This is a genomic window from Pantoea sp. DY-17, from assembly GCF_019795975.1.
GTDB lineage: Bacteria > Pseudomonadota > Gammaproteobacteria > Enterobacterales > Enterobacteriaceae > Pantoea > Pantoea leporis.
Window position 1 is genome coordinate 53,200 of record NZ_JAIMIG010000002.1, and the last position, 18,546, is coordinate 71,745.

18 protein-coding genes are annotated in these 18,546 nt (G+C 54.8%); 14 read left to right on the top strand and 4 right to left on the bottom strand.

From position 1 onward, the window contains the following. The first annotated feature begins 424 nt into the window (after nucleotides 1-424). On the top strand, nucleotides 425-2,512 hold the full coding sequence (locus K5Y33_RS10705; RefSeq protein ID WP_222233903.1) for an FUSC family protein: 2,088 nt from the start codon (nucleotides 425-427) through the stop codon (nucleotides 2,510-2,512). Between the two features lie 356 nt (nucleotides 2,513-2,868). Here K5Y33_RS10705 and K5Y33_RS10710 read toward each other — a convergent pair whose 3' ends face one another. Then, entirely contained in the window at nucleotides 2,869-4,305 is a 1,437-nt protein-coding gene (locus tag K5Y33_RS10710; protein WP_222233904.1) for a 6-phospho-beta-glucosidase, read from the bottom strand. Between the two features lie 11 nt (nucleotides 4,306-4,316). Then, on the bottom strand, nucleotides 4,317-5,768 hold the full coding sequence (gene ascF, locus K5Y33_RS10715) for a PTS cellobiose/arbutin/salicin transporter subunit IIBC (RefSeq protein WP_222233905.1): 1,452 nt from the start codon (nucleotides 5,766-5,768) through the stop codon (nucleotides 4,317-4,319). Nucleotides 5,769-6,017: 249 nt separating this feature from the next. Between ascF and K5Y33_RS10720 the strand changes: the two genes are divergently transcribed. After that, nucleotides 6,018-7,037 carry a LacI family DNA-binding transcriptional regulator gene (locus K5Y33_RS10720; RefSeq protein WP_222233906.1) on the top strand — a complete coding sequence of 340 codons (1,020 nt, stop codon included), beginning with the start codon at nucleotides 6,018-6,020 and terminating at the stop codon, nucleotides 7,035-7,037. 175 nt (nucleotides 7,038-7,212) lie between these two features. Here the strand turns inward: K5Y33_RS10720 and K5Y33_RS10725 are convergent, their stop codons facing one another. Next, the gene (locus K5Y33_RS10725; protein WP_222233907.1) at nucleotides 7,213-7,602 is read right to left on the bottom strand and encodes a thioesterase family protein; all 390 of its coding nucleotides are present in this window, start codon (nucleotides 7,600-7,602) and stop codon (nucleotides 7,213-7,215) included. 231 nt (nucleotides 7,603-7,833) lie between these two features. On the opposite strand from K5Y33_RS10725, the gene K5Y33_RS10730 reads away from it, so the two are divergent. The 8 genes from K5Y33_RS10730 to K5Y33_RS10765 all read left to right on the top strand — a co-directional run bounded on the left by K5Y33_RS10730 (nucleotide 7,834) and on the right by K5Y33_RS10765 (nucleotide 14,360). After that, on the top strand, nucleotides 7,834-8,259 hold the full coding sequence (locus K5Y33_RS10730) for a RidA family protein (RefSeq protein ID WP_008106850.1): 426 nt from the start codon (nucleotides 7,834-7,836) through the stop codon (nucleotides 8,257-8,259). A 13-nt stretch (nucleotides 8,260-8,272) separates the two neighbouring features. Beyond that, on the top strand, nucleotides 8,273-8,947 hold the full coding sequence (locus K5Y33_RS10735) for a DUF1028 domain-containing protein (protein WP_192234764.1): 675 nt from the start codon (nucleotides 8,273-8,275) through the stop codon (nucleotides 8,945-8,947). Between the two features lie 8 nt (nucleotides 8,948-8,955). Further along, nucleotides 8,956-10,107, top strand: coding sequence for an acetylornithine deacetylase (gene argE, locus K5Y33_RS10740; protein ID WP_222233908.1), 1,152 nt, complete (start codon nucleotides 8,956-8,958; stop codon nucleotides 10,105-10,107). Between the two features lie 39 nt (nucleotides 10,108-10,146). Beyond that, nucleotides 10,147-11,295: an ABC transporter ATP-binding protein gene (locus K5Y33_RS10745; protein WP_222233909.1), complete on the top strand. Its 1,149-nt coding sequence runs from the start codon at nucleotides 10,147-10,149 to the stop codon at nucleotides 11,293-11,295. An 18-nt stretch (nucleotides 11,296-11,313) separates the two neighbouring features. Beyond that, nucleotides 11,314-12,312 (top strand): NAD(P)H-quinone oxidoreductase, encoded by a 999-nt coding sequence (locus K5Y33_RS10750; RefSeq protein ID WP_255610294.1) that lies wholly within the window; start codon nucleotides 11,314-11,316, stop codon nucleotides 12,310-12,312. Then, a complete protein-coding gene (locus K5Y33_RS10755; RefSeq protein WP_222233911.1) occupies nucleotides 12,309-12,920 on the top strand; it encodes a glutathione S-transferase family protein in 612 nt (203 codons plus the stop codon). The genes K5Y33_RS10750 and K5Y33_RS10755 overlap by 4 nt, the downstream gene beginning before the upstream one ends. A gap of 64 nt (nucleotides 12,921-12,984) precedes the next feature. Then, nucleotides 12,985-13,434 carry a type II 3-dehydroquinate dehydratase gene (locus K5Y33_RS10760; protein ID WP_137387340.1) on the top strand — a complete coding sequence of 150 codons (450 nt, stop codon included), beginning with the start codon at nucleotides 12,985-12,987 and terminating at the stop codon, nucleotides 13,432-13,434. Beyond that, nucleotides 13,431-14,360: a glyoxylate/hydroxypyruvate reductase A gene (locus K5Y33_RS10765; RefSeq protein ID WP_222233912.1), complete on the top strand. Its 930-nt coding sequence runs from the start codon at nucleotides 13,431-13,433 to the stop codon at nucleotides 14,358-14,360. Before K5Y33_RS10760 ends, K5Y33_RS10765 begins: the two co-directional genes overlap by 4 nt. 32 nt (nucleotides 14,361-14,392) lie before the next feature. Here the strand turns inward: K5Y33_RS10765 and K5Y33_RS10770 are convergent, their stop codons facing one another. Continuing rightward, nucleotides 14,393-15,355, bottom strand: a complete 963-nt coding sequence (locus K5Y33_RS10770) for a LysR substrate-binding domain-containing protein (RefSeq protein WP_137387342.1) — start codon at nucleotides 15,353-15,355, stop codon at nucleotides 14,393-14,395. Between the two features lie 79 nt (nucleotides 15,356-15,434). On the opposite strand from K5Y33_RS10770, the gene K5Y33_RS10775 reads away from it, so the two are divergent. The 4 genes from K5Y33_RS10775 to K5Y33_RS10790 all read left to right on the top strand — a co-directional run bounded on the left by K5Y33_RS10775 (nucleotide 15,435) and on the right by K5Y33_RS10790 (nucleotide 18,493). After that, nucleotides 15,435-15,734 (top strand): hypothetical protein, encoded by a 300-nt coding sequence (locus K5Y33_RS10775; RefSeq protein ID WP_137387343.1) that lies wholly within the window; start codon nucleotides 15,435-15,437, stop codon nucleotides 15,732-15,734. Next, nucleotides 15,724-16,755, top strand: coding sequence for a polyamine ABC transporter substrate-binding protein (locus tag K5Y33_RS10780; protein ID WP_222233913.1), 1,032 nt, complete (start codon nucleotides 15,724-15,726; stop codon nucleotides 16,753-16,755). Before K5Y33_RS10775 ends, K5Y33_RS10780 begins: the two co-directional genes overlap by 11 nt. 63 nt (nucleotides 16,756-16,818) lie before the next feature. Further along, entirely contained in the window at nucleotides 16,819-17,673 is an 855-nt protein-coding gene (locus K5Y33_RS10785; protein WP_222233914.1) for an ABC transporter permease, read from the top strand. Between the two features lies 1 nt (nucleotide 17,674). Next, on the top strand, nucleotides 17,675-18,493 hold the full coding sequence (locus tag K5Y33_RS10790) for an ABC transporter permease (protein WP_222233915.1): 819 nt from the start codon (nucleotides 17,675-17,677) through the stop codon (nucleotides 18,491-18,493). Nucleotides 18,494-18,546: the final 53 nt, after the last annotated feature.

Genomic DNA, 18,546 nt, shown 5'->3' on the forward strand with positions numbered 1-18,546 from the left:
CGCTACGGTTAAAAATGTACCTACAGTTCGTAGGGTCGCTAATCATGGCGACTTTTCTCGAAAATACTCATCCAAGCATTCCACAAATTTCTGCGATATTTGTACGCGGCATTGCGCGAAATTATTTTATGGATAAACGACCAAAAAGGGCGCATTTCACTAAAATGTGATCCAGTACACATTTATCGGCCTGATAACTGCTAGGTGTAAAAACGGCTTGAATCGCTAATGCCGGGTAAATTAGCGACAAAACCGCATCTTTAACGTGGATTTTCATTAGCCGTGCTTACGCATTTGCGCCACATGCAAACCGCGCGATGAACATGGTTTTCGATTACGAAATAATTCGACATATTTATCGAGGTGAGGCTTTTTCACATTCTGGCAGGATACGCAACATTCAGTACATCCTGGTCACCGTGTCATGCAGTGGTTTTCAAAAAACGCCGTTTTTTTTGCTGTAAAAACCTGTCTGGCCGCCTTTCTGGCACTCTATTTCGCACTGGAACTGAATCTGGATAAACCGGCGTGGGCGGTGACCACGGTGTTGCTCGCGTCACAGCTCTATTCCGCCTCAACCATTTCCAAATCGGTGTTCCGTCTGCTGGGGACACTATTGGGCGGCGTATTCGTCTTCTTTATCTTTCCGCCGACTGTGCAGCATCCGCTGCTGTTCTGTTTCTGCATTTCGTTATGGGTCAGCGTTTGCCTCTATCTGTCACTGCACGACCGCACGCCGAAGAGTTACGTGTTTATGCTGGCCGGTTACAGCGCGGCGATCATGGGTTTTCCGGAAGTCACCACGCCGCTGTCGATCACCAGCACGGTGATTTCGCGTATAGAAGAGATCACGCTCGGCATCGTCTGCAGCAGCCTTGTGCATGCGCTGTTGTTTCCGGTATCGATGCGCAGTCTGTTGGAGCAGAGTGTCAGCCACTGGTATCTCAACGCGCGGAAACTGTGCAGCGATTTGCTTTCCGGCATTCCCAGCGACAGTTCGCCCGAGCGTGACGATATTCTGATCCGCATGGCAACGCATCCGCAGCAGGTGGAAGTGCTGATTACCCACTGCGTTTATGAAGGTGACGCCGCGCGGCGACTGATTCGCCTGGTCAGCGTGCAGTATCAACATCTCTCCTATTTGATCCCGACGCTGACGGCTATTGAGATGCGCCTGCAGCGGCTCTCGATACTGCAAATCGCCTTTCCGGAAAACGTGGCGCAAACCTTTCAGCTGTTTCTACAGTGGCTCAATGATGGTGAAGCGGTAGGGGAAACCAGCGGCATCCAGCAGACGTTAAGCGCTTGTCAGGCTGAACTTAACCTCGCCTGGCAAAACGGCGACTTGCCTACTGAAAACTGGCTGCTTTTTACCGGATTAATGGAACGGCTGGCGGATTTTGTCCGTATTGCCGGGGCCTATCAAAGCGTTGGTGGATTGGTAAGCGACCTGTCGGGCGACACTACACTGGCGCGCGGCAAACGCACGCACCGCTTTTTTGATAAAGGGTTAATTCGGCTTTCGGCGTTAACCGCGTTCTGTGCCACCTTCGGTTCCTGCTTGTTATGGATGGGAACGGGCTGGCGTGATGGCGCATCGGCACCGGTGATGGCGGCTATTCTCTGCTCATTGCTCGCCAGCCAGGATACGCCGCTAACTTCAATGAAGCTGTTTGTACGTGGCGTAATCGTGGCGATCATTATCAGCGTAATTTATGTGGCGCTGCTGCTGCCGCAAGCCACCTCGTTTGAAGCGCTGATGATTTGTCTTGCACCCGGACTGATGATTCTGGCGCTGATGATCGCGCGGCCCTCGACCAACATGATAGGCCTGAGCGTAGCGATTCAGATCCCCGGCTTTATCGGCCTCGGCCACCATTTAAAACCTGATTTGGTCCTGCTAATCAATAACGCGATTGCCACCATGGCGGGCGTGATGTTTGCGGTAATCATCACCGCCATCATGCGTAACAAACGCCCATCATGGACCGCGCGCCGCGCCGTGCGACAAGGTCTGCGCGAGCTATTGCGCTTTATCAAAGAGACCGAACGAAACGGTTCGTCACTGCTGGGACGGCAACGTTTTATCAGCCTGATGCTGGATAAAGTGAATGTGGTGTTGCCGCGCTTACGGCTCGATCCGCATCCCGATATGCGTTCCGCCGGCATGTTGCTCAAGGAAGTGTGGCTGGGCGTGAATAGCTTTGATTATTACGCGCGCCACAAAGAGCTGCTGCAGCAATATCATCTGGATAGTGGACAGATGTTTCATGAGCTGGCGCTGTTTCTCAAACGCCGCCTGAAGTCACTGCAAACCCCACCGCATGCGGGTTTGCAGGAGGAGCTGGATTTACTGTTGCTGAAGCTGGAACAACTGGCGAAGCGCGACGAAAGGGTGCTGACGCCGCTGTTTCATCTGTTCAGTATTCGGCTCTATCTGTTCCCGCAACAAGCGTGGCCAGCCGCCACGCCGCGTCAAAGGGAAGTTTTGCAGCGTCAGGCAGCCACTTAGAGTCGTCAGCAATATCAGCGGCGAGAGCGCAGGCCAGGGTCACTTTTGGTCCGGCGGTCCTCGCGCCGCTAGCGCGGTACCTTCACTTCGCTCGTCTGCCTGACGCACCGGCGGAGACGGGACTTCCCTGTCCCGGCTCCGCCTTTCGCCCGCGTCCTGCGGGCTCTGCTGGCTTCCTCGCTTCGTTCAGCGCTGCGGATTGCCGGCCCAAAAGTGCCCCCGGCCTGCTCCGAACCTTCAATGCGTGTTGTTGAAAACCGCACATTTGCCAGAGGCGCAGACATGTCAGCGCCCGCACCAGAACTAAAAATGCTTTTTAACAGACAAGCATTACGCCATTCATGGCGACCACTTATTTACAGCGCCTCCAGATTCCGCCCGTTGCTGGCGATCACTTGCTTGTACCACCAGAATGATTTTTTGCGGATGCGTTCCAGGCTGCCGTTGCCTTTGTCATCACGATCGACATAAACAAACCCATAACGCTTACTCATTTCGCCGGTCGAGGCCGCCACCAAATCGATGCAGCCCCACGTGGTATAACCGATCAGCGGAATACCATCGGCAATCGCTTCGCCCATCGCCTGAATATGCTCTTTCAGATAGCTGATGCGGTAATCGTCGTTAATCTCGCCGTCAGCATTGATTTCATCGTGCGCGCCGAGGCCGTTTTCCACCAGAAACAGCGGCTTCTGGTAGCGGTCATACATCATGTTCATGGTGATACGCAGACCGAGTGGATCGATGCCCCAGCCCCAATCGCTGCGTTTAACATGCGGATTGGTCAGCGATTTCACCACGTTGGCGGCGCTGCTGTTTTGCTCGTTCATCTCTGCCGAGGCGCAGCGTGAGGCGTAATAGCTGAAGGAGACGAAATCAACGGTGTGACGCAGCGTAGCGGCATCTTCCGCTTCCATCGCAATCTCCACGCCTTTCTCGCGGAATACCCGCGCGGCATACGAAGGATAAGCGCCGCGCGCCTGCACATCGATAAAGAACAGGTTTTCGCGATCCTTCTCCAGCGCGGCCCATACATCCTCCGGCTTACATGACCACGGATAGAAGTTGCCACCCGCCAGCATGCAGCCGACCTGGTTTTCCGGGTTAATTTCATGGGCGATTTTGGTCACCAGCGCGCTTGCCACCAGCTCGTGATGCGCCGCCTGATACTTCACCTGCTCCGGGTTTTCGCCCGGTTCAAACACCAAACCTGCACCGGAAAACGGGCTGTGCAGCAGGATATTGATCTCGTTAAAGGTCAGCCAATACTTCACCAGACCGTTAAATTCTTCAAAGCAGGTACGCGCATAGCGGCTGAAAAATTCGATCATTTTGCGATTGCGCCACGAACCGTATTCGGTCACCAAATGCATCGGCACATCGAAGTGGCACAGCGTCACCAGCGGCGTGATGCCATATTTCTGGCACTCTTCAAACAGGCTGCGATAGAACGCGATGCCTTCCGCGTTTGGCGTCAATTCATCGCCTTGCGGATAAATACGGCTCCAGGCAATCGAGGTACGGAACACGGTAAAACCCATTTCTGCCATCAGAGCGATATCGTCTTTATAGCGACGGTAAAAATCGATGGCGTTATGGCTTGGGTAATATTCATCGCTGCGCAGTTCGAAGCGCTTTTCCAGGCCCAACTTTACCGGCATGCGATGCGCACCGTGGGGGATCATATCCACCGTGGTTAAACCTTTACCGCCCGCCAGATAGCTCCCCTCTGACTGATTAGCGGCTAATGCGCCGCCCCACAAAAATCCCTCTGGAAATGTCACTTCAGACATAAAAACCTCTTTTACACCTTGGATAAATTAACGTTGGCGGGGTTGGCATCATCCGTCACCGGCTTTAGCTGTGCGGGCTCGGTGACCGGGATATCTTCAAAGCCGAGAATCAACGTCAGAATGAAGGAGAGCACCACCGACAGCACCATCACGCCAGCGACCCACACGATGCTCATCGGATTGGTGGGATCGAAAAACTGTACGCTGGTGAACAAGCCTGGTGAGGCCATTGAATGGCTGGCAAGCCCACCAATCCCGGCCACTGCGCCGCAGATAAAGCCGCTGATTAGGCTGGCGATCAGCGGACGTTTCAACCTGACCGCCACGCCATACAGCGCCGGTTCAGAAATGCCCGCGACAATCGCCGATGCCGCCGCCGCAAAAGCGGTTTGACGCAATTCAGGGTTCTTGGTTTTGAATGCCACCGCCAGCGAAGAACCGCCCAGCGACAGGTTGGCCCCGATCTCCGATGGCATCACCATGCCTTCTTTGCCGGTTTCGGCGATGGTTTGAATGATGGTGGGGGTAAACACGCGATGCATCCCGGTCATCACCAGCAGCGGCCACAGCGCGCCCATAATCGCCACCGACAACCAGCCAAGATAGCCGTGAATGGTGTAGACCAGCGCGGAAATGCCGCTACCAATCCAGATGCCGAGCGGTCCAATCAGCACAATGGCAATCGGCGCGGCCACCAGCACAATCAGCATCGGCTTGAGGAAGTTCTTGGTAACCGCAGGCGTGATGCGATCAACCCAGTATTCGATATGCGACAGAATCCACGTCATCACTAACGCCGGAATCACCGTGTAGGTGTACTTCACCGCCGTCACTGGAATGTAAGCAAATTCCACCGCCTGGCCTTGTGCGGCTTTCGCCATTAAATCGACAAAGTTGGGATGCACCAGCACACCCGCGATGGCAATCGCCAGCGACATGTTGGTTTTGAATTTCAGCGCGGCGGAGGCGGCCACCATAATCGGCAGGAAGAAGAACGCGCCGTCACCTATCACGTTGAGGATGATCAGTGTGGAAGAGCCTTTCTCCAGCACGCCGCTCATCTCCAGTACCATCGCCAACAGCTTTACCATCGAGCCACCAATAATCGCCGGGATCAACGGTGACATGGTGCCCACCAGCGCATCAAGAATACCGGCACCGATGCTGCGCAAGGTGATTTTGCGTTTCACTGGCACGGCGCCATCGCTGTTCGGCGTGCCGAGCTTCAACACTTCCTGATAAGCGAGGTTCACATTGTTACCAATGATCACCTGACACTGCGTGTCGGTGTGCACCACGCCCATCACGCCGGGAATGGCTTTCAGTGTGGCGTTATCAATGCTGGCGCTGTCTTTCACCACGAAACGCAGACGCGTCATGCAGTGCGTCACCGCTTCGATATTGTTCAGGCCGCCGAGCGCAGCCACGATGGCGCGCGAGACATCCGCATAATTTTTAGCCATGGATTTTTAATCTCTGATTATTTGGTAGGGGTACAACGGTTTCTGCGTGAATTTTCATCATGAGAAACCGGTTTCACAAAATCATGAAGATGCAATCTAATCCAGGCAAGAAATTTAAAATTCGATAGTTGAAAGTGTGAAGTTGATCGCTTTGACTAATTGGACGGCTATGCGGTGATGGCAGAAAAATTGCCGCCTATTTCGTGGCTTAGGTACACTGCTGCAATGAGCATGGAAAAAGAGTGAAACATGGCGACGATAATCGAGGTGGCAAAAGTAGCAGGCGTATCCAAAGCGACTGTGTCGCGTGTGCTGTCTGGCAACGGCTATGTCAGCCAGGAAAAACGCGAGAAGGTGTATCAGGCGATTGCCGCTACTGATTTCCGTCCTAACTTGCTGGCGCGCAATCTGGCGACCAAATCCAGCCAGACCATTGGGCTAGTGATCACCAATACCCTTTACACCGGCAGCTACTTCAGCGAGTTGATGCAGCACTCTGCGCGCCTGATGGAACAGCAGGGACGTCAGTTGTTGCTGGTGGATGGTAAACACAGCGCCGAAGAGGAGCGTGCGGCCATTCAGTTCCTGCTCGATTTGCGCTGCGATGGCGTGATCATCTATCCGCGTTTTCTCACCACCGATGAAATGGATAGCATCATTGCGCAGCATAAACACCCGATTTTGGTGATTAACCGACGTCTGCGTCAGCACGACAGTTACTGCATTTACTCGGATCAACAGCGCAGCAGCAGCGCAGCGGTGGAGCAGCTGATTGCGCTGGGCCATCGCGACATCGCCTTTATCACCGGTTCGCTGGATTCGCCGACCGGCCGCGAACGTCTGGCGGGCTACCACGCCGCGCTGACCAAACATGGCATTGCCGTTGAAGATGCGCTGGTGGTCGAAGGAAAATGGCAGGCGCAAAACGGCATGACAGCGGTGCAACAGTTACTGAAGCAGGGCAGAAATTTCACGGCGCTGGTGGCCAGTAACGATGATATGGCGGTGGGCGCGCTCAAAGCGCTGGCGGCCGCGCAGATTGCGGTGCCTGCACAAGTGGCAGTGATCGGTTTCGATGATATCCCGCTGGCGCCGTTTACCATTCCGGCGTTATCCAGCGTGAAAATGCCGGTAACCGAGATGATTCAGGAAACCATTGAACGCCTGATTTCCATGCTGGATGGCGGCGAAATGCGCAATGACAAAACCTTTGCCGGGGAATTAATTATGCGTGAATCAGTTGGGCCGGGACCGCATCACCATCAGTGATGAAAAATTGAGTTACTGATTCCAGTCATTGAGTCACTGATGTTATGTGGAAATTTATTTCTCTATTAACAGGCTGAGGGGAAAACGGGTTCCCCCCGCACCGCCATCCGGTGCGGGAGATAATCATTCTCCTGGTCAAACGCCCGCCATCATGGCGACCATGACCAAAACCGCATTATGCTTCCGCTAACGCGTTCACCACCGCATCTGGCATGGAAGGGCGTCCATTCTGCAGGCAGGTGGCAACAAATGTGGCATCGGCATACACCACACCATTCACCAAAATCTGTTGCACAAAATTAACCCGATTACGCTTCTCATTCTTTGCCAGCACGCAGGTCACTTCCACCTTGTCACCTTTCACCAGGCTCTTACGAAAGCGCAGGGAATACTCCAGCACCATGTAAAGTTTGCCCTGTTTAAACTCTTCTTCAATATCGATACCTAAAGCTTCACGCATATAAGCGTGGCGCGTCCACTCCATATAAAACGGATAATAAAGGCCATCGACCACGCCCTGAAAATCGATATGCTTTTCATCCACCTCATACTGCTTTGCAAACATTTTTATATCCTTATCTGAGAGTTAGGGGAATAAGGAGGGTGGTATACCTCAGAACGCACGTCCGGTAAACGCCGGTTAGTCGGCAGGTGATGATGTTCACAATTTAATGCTAAAAATCATCACCGTTAGCTCCTTCGGATTTTTCAAAGCAACACCTCGGTTAATGCTGTTTTCGCTGCCAGGCGTAGGAGGGTATACCTTGCGAAACCCTTTTTCGCAGAGCAGGCCAGCATGACCACACATACTCGCATCCGTAAATTCAACACCAAAGAAACCTATCCCAATCAGGCGCTGGATAACGATCTCTGTCAGGCGGTGCGCGCGGGCAATACCGTGTATGTCCGTGGGCAGATTGGCACCGACTTTGCGGGCAACCTGGTAGGATTAGGCGATCCCGCCGCGCAAGCCGAACAGGCGATGAAAAACGTTAAACAGCTACTGGAAGAAGCGGGCAGCGATTTATCGCACATCGTCAAAACCACCACTTACATCATTGATCCCCGCTATCGCGAGCCGGTGTATCAGGTGGTCGGCAAGTGGCTGAAAGGTGTGTTCCCGATCTCCACCGGTTTGGTGATTTCCGGTTTAGGTCAGCCGCAATGGTTGATGGAAATCGATGTGATCGCGGTTATTCCTGACGACTGGCAAGCGGAATAAGAGGCGCGAGACGATGACGTTATCCATTGTGGGACGCTGCGACGCAACCGGTCAAATCGGCATTGCCATTAGCTCATCCAGCATTGCGGTAGGCGCACGTTGCCCATGGCTACGCGCGGCAGTGGGCGCAGTATCAACCCAGAACATTACCTTACCCGCGCTAGGCCCGCGCATTCTTGATCGCCTGCAACAAGGCGACACCGCAGAAGCCGCGCTCAGAGCCGGACTCGCCAGCGACGACTATTCCTTTTATCGCCAGGTGACGGTGTTAGCCGCCGATGGCCAAACGGCCTGCTTTAGCGGCGACAAAACGCTGGGCATTCATAACGCGCAAACCGGTCATCACTGTGTTGCGGCGGGCAATCTGCTGGCTAATCCTGAGGTGATTCCGGCGATGGTAAGCGCCTTCGAACAGCATTCCGGTCATTTAGCCGAGCGCTTAATGGCGGCGATGCAAGCGGGCATGCAGGCGGGCGGGGAAGCGGGGCCGGTGCACTCTTCTGCCTTGTCGATCGTTGATGATCAGGTGTGGCCGATTGTCGATCTGCGTGTTGACTGGACGGATGGCGATCCAATTAGCAAACTCGACCAGCTGTGGCTGGCTTATCAACCGCAAATGAACGATTACGTGACGCGCGCCATCGATCCAACGCAGGCACCCCGTTATGGCGTGCCGGGCGACGAGTAGGAGTTTCCATGTTTACCAGCCGACAACTGCTTGAAAAGCTGGTGGCGTTTGACACCACCAGCCGTGAATCCAACCTGGCATTGATCGATTTCGTCTGGCGTTACCTGAATGATTTGGGTGTAAGCGGTGAGCTAATTCACAACGCGGAACGCAGTAAAGCCAATTTGTATGCACGTCTTGGACCCGCTGGCGATGGCGGCGTGATGCTCTCCGGCCACAGCGATGTGGTGCCGGTGGAGGGACAAAACTGGAGCGTGCCACCGTTCACGCTCACCGAACGTGATGGCAAGTTATACGGGCGCGGCACCGCTGATATGAAAGGTTACATCGCCTGCATGCTGGCGGCAGTGCCCCATTTTCTGGCACAGCCGCTAAAGCAGCCGCTGCATCTGGCAATCTCCTATGACGAAGAGGTCGGCTGCCTGGGCGTGCGCACCTTGCTGGAGGCGCTGTTGCAGCGCCCGGAAAAGCCGTCAATCTGCCTGATTGGTGAACCCACCGAATTACTACCGGTGCTCGGTCATAAGGGAAAACTGGGTGTACGCTGCGAAGTGAAGGGCGCGGCTTGCCATTCTGCCTATGCGCCGCAGGGTGTCAATGCCATTGAATATGCTGCGCAGTTAGTTCACCAATTAACGGCGATCGGCGAGCGCCTGGCGCAGACTGAACAGCATGACACACGTTTTGATCCCCCTTTTACGACGGTGCAAACCGGCATTATCCGTGGCGGCACTGTATTGAACATTGTGCCCGCTGAATGTGTTTTTGATTTTGAAGTGCGCACCTTGCCACAGCATGACGCGCAAGCCGTTGCCGCTGAGATCGAGACCTTCGCGCAATCAGAGCTGGTGCCGCGTATGCAGGCCGTCGCAGTGGACAGCGCGATCCGTTTTTATCCTATCAGTGGCTATCCCGGGTTATTAACCGATGCGCAAAGTGACGCTGCGCGATTGATCGCCTATCTCACTCAATCCAGCGACTTCAGCACGGTAGCCTTTGGCACCGAAGGCGGCTTGTTCCACCAGGCCGGTATTCCCAGCGTGATTTGTGGGCCTGGCAGCATGGCGCAAGGTCATAAACCCGACGAATTCATCAGCATCGCTCAGTTGGATGCCTGTGACGCCATGTTGCAGCGCTTAGCCGCATGGATGAGTCAATAATTACTGTGACAACGTCACACCAATTGCTTTGGAGAGTTCATGGTTAGTGCAGAAATCACCCGATTCCCACAACCCGATATGCCACGCGCCGCAGTGAAAAGCAGCAACATCGCCGTACAGTTAGATGGCGTGATGAAAAAGTTTGGCGACGCTATCGCACTGCACAAAATTTCCCTGACTATTGAGGAAGGGGAATTTATTACCCTGCTCGGCCCCTCGGGCTGCGGCAAAACCACGTTGCTCAATTTGATGGCCGGTTTTGCTGAAGCTGATGGCGGCGAGATTTTTATTGATGGCGAATTGGTCACGGAAATCCCCCCTTACCAGCGTGAAATCGGCATTGTGTTCCAGAACTACGCGCTGTTTCCGCATATGACGGTGGAGAAAAATGTGGGTTATGGCCTGCGTATGCGCGGGGTGCCAAAGGCCGAAATCGCGGAGCGCGTTGAGCAAGCATTAGCGTTGGTCAAACTGGCGGGTTACGGCCATCGCAAACCGCGTGAACTCTCCGGCGGACAACAGCAGCGTGTGGCACTGGCGCGTGCGCTGGTGATCCGTCCAAAAGTCTTGTTGCTGGATGAACCATTTTCCGCGCTGGACAAGAATCTGCGTTTATCGATGCAGGTCGAACTGAAGGCCATCCAGCGCAAGTTAGGCGTCACCACGGTGTTTGTCACCCACGATCAGGGCGAAGCGCTTAGCATGAGCGATCGTGTGGTGGTGATGTCAGCGGGGCATGTGCGCCAAATCGGTACACCGGATGAAATCTATCGCCAGCCGCGCGATCCGTTTGTGGCGGGCTTTGTCGGTGACGTCAACATCTTGCCTGGACGTTATGCCGGGCGCGATCACGCTGCGGTGCTTGAGCTGGGCGGCAACGCGCTGCGTATGCCGGCAGAGCGCGTGCAGGCGAGCGTTGGCGAGCGACTCGATGTGTATGTGCGTCCGGAAAACATTCAATTGGGGCCGCTCTCTTCGCATTGTTTCCTGAGCGCCACGGTGATCACCCATGTGTTTCAGGGCGATCACGTTGATGTGCATCTTGATGTGCCAGCCCTCGGCAGCGCCTCGCTGTTTGCGCGCCAGTCGGGTCTGGAATCCCTAACCCGCTGGCCAGTGGGTAGCGTAGTGGGCATCACCTTTGATGATGAAGGCGTGTGCGCCTTTACCGCCGCTAAGCAAGGATAAAATCCGATGGTGCCTGAAATGATGAACGCGGTAATTGCCCGCCAGCCGGGCGGCGCAGAGGTGTTAACGGTGGTAGAACGTGCCGTGCCACAACCTGCGACGGGTGAAGTATTGATTCGCGTCGCCAGCGCGGGCGTTAATCGTCCTGACATTATGCAGCGTAACGGCATGCCAATCCCACCGGGCAGCTCAGATGTATTCGGTCTGGAAGTAGCAGGTAACGTGGTGGCGTTAGGTGCAGGGGTTAGTGGTTTCACCATCGGCGACGCGGTAATGGCGCTGCTGAACGGTGGCGGTTATGCCGACTATTGCGTGGCGCGCGCTGAGTTGTGTTTGCCGGTGCCCGATAATCTGCCGTTGGCGCATGCAGCGGGCATCCCCGAAGCGGCATTTACTGTGTGGCACAACCTGTTTGAGCTGGGCCGTTTAGCCCCCGGTGAAACCGTACTGATTCACGGTGCCGCCAGCGGCGTTGGCACCTTTGCCATCCAATGTGCGCACGCCTGTGGAGCACGTGTGGTGGCCACCGCAGGCGGTGCCAACAAAACTGCGGCGCTGCAACAGCTTGGCGTCTGGCGCGCCATTGATCGTCATAAAGAGGATTTTGTCGCGGTGATTGCAGCGGAAACCGCAGGGCAAGGCGTGGATGTGGTGCTGGATAACGTGGGTGGTGATTACGTGGCGCGTAATCTTAGCGTGTTAGCGCAAGGCGGACGTCATGTGAGCTTGTCATTTATGCAGGGCGCGAAGATCGAGCTCGATCTGCAATTGGTGATGCGTAAAGGATTGAGTTTGACCTCTTCCACGTTGCGCCCCAAAAGCGCTGCTGAAAAGGCGCGCCTGGCGACGTGCATCCGTAAACATCTGCTGCCGCTGATCGTAGCAGGCAAAATCAAACCCACGCTGCATCAAATTTTGCCGCTGGCGCAGGCGGCGGAGGCACATCGAATCCTTGAGGCCAACGCCAACATTGGCAAAGTGTTGCTGAGCGTGGATCAGCAAGGAGGGTTGGCATGATGCAACTGTTTTACGCCACCACCTCTGCCTATGTGCGCAAAGTGATGGTGACTGCGCATTGTCTTGGGCTCACGAATGAGATTAAGCTTCTGGATTCGGCGGCGCATCCGGTTGAACGTGATGAGCGCATCGCCATCGTTAATCCGTTAGCCAAAGTGCCCGCACTGCGAACCGAACAAGGGGCATGTCTGTACGACAGCCGCGTGATATGCGAATACCTCAATGCCCGCGCGAAGGGCGATTTAATCCCGTCACAGGGTGATGCGCGCTGGTTGAGTTTGTCGCGCCAGGCGTTAGGCGACGGTTTGATCGATGCCGCCTTGCTGGCGCGTTACGAGTTCAGTGCCCGCCCATTGGAAAAGCAGTGGCAAGGCTGGGCCGATGCTCAGCTGAAAAAAGTCCATGCCGCGCTACGGGAAATTGAATGTCAGGTTGCGGGTTTTAGTACGCAGCCTAATGACGTGGGTTTGATTGCCATCGGCTGCGCGCTCGGTTATCTCGATTTCCGCTTCGATGCTCTTAACTGGCGGGCAAACCATCCGCTGACTGCCGCGTGGTTCGCCCTGTTCGATGCCCATCCCGCGATGGCCGCCACGCGCCCGCATTGATCGCCATTAATCGTCATTCGGTCACCCTTTCGGGCGACAACTGCACAGTGACTCAGGAGCTCAGATGACACAGCAGATTTTTTTCCTTAACGGCCCGAACGCTAATCTATACGGCATGGACAAGAACGGCACTTACGGCAGCGAAAGCTTTGCCAGCATTGATGAACGCTGCCAGCGCCGGGCAGCATCACACAACATCACACTGCAATTTCGCCAAAGCAATCACGAAGGCGTGCTGGTTGACTGGATTCAGGAAGCGCGTCAGCAGGCTGCCGGATTGATCATTAACGCCGCCGGTTTAACCTACAGTTCGGTGCCGATTCTCGATGCATTGCTGATGTTTGATGGCCCGATCATCGAAGCGCACATGAGTAACATCTGGAAACGCGAGCCGTTCCGCCATCATTCACTGGTATCAAAAGCCGCCACCGGCGTTATTGCCGGCTTGGGCGTGATTGGTTACGAACTGGCAATAGATGCGGTAGTTGAGTTGATCAAGGCGAATGCGGCATGAGTATTTTAGTCTTTTACAGCGAGTTCGACAGTTTTGAACAGTGGTCAGCTTTGCTCGCACCGCATCTGCCGGGCGTAACGCTTTGTCGGGCGGAAGAGGTGCAAAACGATGATGAGGTGCATTTCGCGTTGGTGTGGAAGCCGCCGCACGGTTTTTTCGCCCCTTATCGCAAGCTGAAACTGCTTATAAATCTGGGCGCGGGCGTTGATTCGCTGGTCGGGCGCGATGATTTACCGGATATCCCCATTGTTCGTTTGTCTGACCCGCATATGGCGCGGATGATGGCCAGCTTCGTGCTGTTTGCCGTGCTGCGTTATGTGCGTGACATTCCGGCTTTTGAGCGGGCACAACGTGAACGACGCTGGCATTACCTGCATCCGCGTTCGCCGGAAACCGTGCGCGTTGGCGTGCTGGGATTGGGTGAATTGGGCGCGCACGCCGCGCAGGAGCTGGCGCGCCAGGGATTGGATGTGCGCGGCTGGTCACGATCGCAGAAAACCATCGATGGCATTACCTGTAGCAGCGGAATAGACGCGCTGGATGCTTTCCTCGCCAGCAGCGATATTTTGGTAGTGATGCTGCCGCTCACGCCGCAAACCCAGGGCTTACTGAGTGCTGAACGACTGGCACGGTTACCGCACGGCTGCGCGTTTATCAATGTGTCGCGCGGAGCGATTGTTGATCAGGCGGCGTTAACGCAGGCGTTGCAGCGTGGACAGATCGCCGAGGCGACGCTGGATGTGTTTGACCGCGAACCGTTGCCGCCCGAAGATGCGCTGTGGGGTATGGATAATGTATTGATCACGCCGCATCTGGCTTCGGTTGCCATTCCGGCCAGCGCGGCACCGCAGGTCGCCGCGAATATCCAGCGCGCCGCACGCGGCGAAGCGGTATTGCATCAGGTCTTCCCGCAGCAGGGGTATTAACCGCTGGTCGCCATTCATGGCGACCAAGGATCTCACGCCACTCGCACCACTTGCGGATCGAAATAACTCGGTGCCGCCATGCCGGGAATATATTGGTCGGAAATAAACATGCGGCAACGCTCGGCAAAAGCGCTCACCACCCTGGATTGCTGTACCTGCGCCATGGTGGCATAACCCAACTGCATCGCCTTGTTAACCCCCGCCAACCGCACGCGAATCAAACGTTTACCATCCTGCGACATATGCGCTTTAGGTCGTACGTTAGCGATACCAAAGCCGACACCGTTAGCCACCATCGCGCGCACCGTTTCCATACTACTGGATCGCATCACCACATTCGGCGTCACCCCGGCTTCGCTGAACAAGCCAAGAAAATATTCACGACTCCACGGCATATCCAGCAGCACCATCGGCGCTGCAGCCAGATCCTGCATCGAAACCGCGGATTGTGTGGCGAACGGATGATGCTCGCCCACCATCACGTAGGGCGGCAGTTGCGCCAGCGACTGGAAAGTCACATCGCTGGCGGGCACCAAATCATAGGTGAGGGCGATATCGATATCCGCTGAGCGCAGCTGTTTTAGCAGCAACTCATGATTGCCTTCCACCAGCGAGATACGCACGCCGGGAAAGGCGCGGCCAAAGCCAAACACCAATTCCGGCGTCAACATTGGCGCTAACGTATCGAGGCAACCGACACGCAGCGGGCCGCGCACGTTGTTCATTGATTCCGATGCAATGGTGTAAAGGTTCGACATCTGTTCGAGGATCAGTTTGGCCTCTTTTAATACCTGGTGGCCGATTGCGGTGAGTGAAACGCCCTGGGCATGGTGACGCACAAACAGCTGCACGCCAAGCTCAGACTCAATGTGGGTGATGGCGGCGGAAATTGACGGAGAGGAGACGTGAATACGCTCCGAGGCGCCAATAATGCTGCCCGCTTCACCGGAAGCGACAAAATATTCCAGCTGACGCTGGGTGATGCGACTGAGCATGCAGGTTCTCCTGAGATCGCTGACACGCTCATGTCGCGTCAGTCATTCTAATAAGGTCGATTCAACTCAAGCATTTCTCATGCCAAATTCCGACTCACAGCATAATCACCTGTCCTTGCGCCAGCGACCATTCGCGTCTGCCTCACTCCTGCTTCAGAAAATCCTTGTTAAGCAGGCCGCTTTTTTAGCCTCAGAAATCCTGATGCAACAGCGAGGGAAATGCTGTTTTACCCAATCTCACCGCAACGGCATTATCGCTTCAACACCCGAGAGCCGCCTTCGCACTGTTTTAGAGCATTGCGACGCGATGGACCAGACGGTGGTGCAAAGCAGCGACAACAGCCATTTCATTCATTGGGGACAAGAATATGTTGCGTAAGATGGGTGCCTTAACGTTATTGACCACGTGTGTATTGAGCGCAGGGAATGCAGTGGCCGCAGATAAGCTGATTGTCAGCACCTGGGGCGGCAGCTTTAAGGATCTGATCGATCAAACTATCGCCAAAGAGTTCACCAAAGAAACCGGCGTAGAAGTGCAGTTCGTCACCGGCGGCACCATCGACCGTTTGAACAAAGCCAAGCTGGCCGGAAGTTCGCCGGAAACTGACGTCACCTTTACCACCGCGCATGTCGGTTATCTGTATGCCAACAGCGGTTTGTTTGAAAAGCTCGACATGAGCAAAATCCCTAACGCGGTGAATCTGGTACAGCAGGCCAAAGTCAGCCCGTATCACCTTGGCGTGTGGGGCTACGTTTACACCATCGGCTACCGGCCAGATTTAGTGCCGAAGGGCAAAGAATTTACCAGCTGGAACGATCTGTGGCGTCCGGAACTGAAGAGCTCGATTGCGCTGCCAGATTGGGACCCGAGCCATATCATCGCGGTGTCCGCCAAACTTTCTGGCTCGGACGCAGCGCATTGGGAACAAGGCCAGTCCAGGCTGAAAGCGCTGATCCCGAACATCAAATCCTTCTATACCGATGATGCCAACAGCCAGCAGCTGATCTCCACAGGTGAAACGCCGGTACAGGTGATGCTGTCGATGAACGCCTACAGCATGATTGCAGAAGGCGTCAACATTAAGCTGGCAGTGCCAAAAGAGGGCGCGATTTTGGGCGTCGATACCGTCGGTATCAATAAAGGCAGCAAACATGCGGAACTGGCCTACAAGTTCATAAATATCGCGCTGAAACCGGAAATCCAGCAGGAAGTGGCGAAAATTTATCGCGGCAGCCCAACGGTGACCAATGCGCATATCGATCCAGAACTGGCGAAGCTGCCTGGCATGCTGACCACGCCTGAGCAGTGGAATGCCACCATCAACACCGATCCGCAACTGCGCGCGGAGAAAACCGCCGAGTGGCGTCAGTGGTTCTCTGAAAACATCATGTCACATTGATAAATAGCGGCGGCCGATTGGCCGCCCGGTGAGTTGCAACACTTTATTCAGGCAGCAACGTCTATGACGAAAAAACCGACATTCTTACCCTGGTTCATTATCCCCGCCACGTTCACGGCGATTGGGCTGGTGGTGGCCATGTTTGCCGTGATGCAGTTTAGCGTGCGGGCCTATATTCCAGGATCGCTTGATGTAGGCGGATTCACGCTGGCGAACTTTAACGGTCTATTCAAGAAAATCTATGCCGATGCGTTTATCAACACGGTGATGCTCAGTGCGAAAACGGCGATTTTTGGGCTGCTGATGAGTTATCCGCTGGCGTATGCGCTGGTGAGAACGCGCACCACTTGGATCAAATCCACCATCTTGATTATCGCCATTACGCCGCTGTTTCTCGGCGAAGTGGTACGGACATATTCGTGGATCATCGTGCTGGGTAATAGCGGCTTCCTCAATAGCTTGCTGCTGGCGATGGGTCTGATAAACAAGCCGATCCAGTTTATGTTTACCCAAACGGGCGTGGTAGTCGCGCTGGTGCACGTGACCATGCCAATCATGGTGATGATGCTGGCGACTGCGCTGTCGCACATCAATCCTGATTATGAGAAAGCCGCCACCAGTCTGGGGGCGGGGCCGATTCGCACCTTGCTGACGGTGACCATTCCGTTATCGATTCCCGGCATCGTTTCCAGCCTGACCACCGCGTTTGCCTGGACGTTCAGCGCCTTCGCTACGCCGCAACTCATTGGTGGTGGACGCGTCAGCACCGTGGCTACCATGGTGTATCAGCTGGGCTTCTCTTCAATGAATTTTCCGTTTGCCGCTGCGCTCAGCATTGCCGGTTTGATTTTGACCATTCTGCTGTTGATGGCACTGAAACGTATGAGCCGCTTCCTCCATGCGATGGGAGACCACTGAAATGACCCGATCCCTCAACGACAAATTGATTACCCTGGCGGGACGCTCGCTGGTGATTGCGATTTTGTTGTTCGTGTTGCTGCCAACCATTGTGGTGTTGATCTCTTCCTTCAGCAGCACCTCGGTGCTGTTCTTCCCACCGAAAGGCTGGTCGCTGCGTTGGTTTGAGCGTGCTGTGAACTACGATGACTTCCGTCACGGCTTCTATTCGGGGTTGATTGTGACAGCATGGGCCTCAACGCTGGCGGTAATTATTGGCGCCACGCTGGCGATTGCCATTGAACGTTACACTTTCCCCTGTAAACAGGTGCTGGAAGGCGTGCTGTTGTCACCGCTGTTTATTCCGCACTTCACCATTGGCCTCGGCTTACTGATGCTGGTCTCGCAGTTGGGCATTGGACGCGGTTATTCACTGGTGATCTTCTGCCATGTTGTGCTGGTGCTGCCATTTGTGCTGCGCAGCGTGTATGTGTCGCTGAAAAACCTTGAGCAACGTATTGAAATGGCGGCTGCAAGCCTCGGCGCTTCGCCGTTGCGCGTGGTATGGACCATAACCGTGCCGTTGAATTTGCCGGGCTTGTTTGGCGGTTGGTTATTTGCCGCAATTCTCTCCTTCAACGAATTTACCGCTTCGCTGTTTATTACCACGCAAGCGACGCAGACCTTACCGGTGGCAATGTACAACTATGTGCGTGAATTTGCCGACCCAACGCTGGCTGCACTGTCGGTTATTTATATTGCCGTAACGGCGACGATGTTAATTATCGCGAATAAGTTTTTAGGCTTGGGGAGAATATTGAACGTCGAAGCAGGGCATTAATGTATTCGCACGGAATGCTGTGTTTATTGAATAGCACAGCATTTATTAATCTG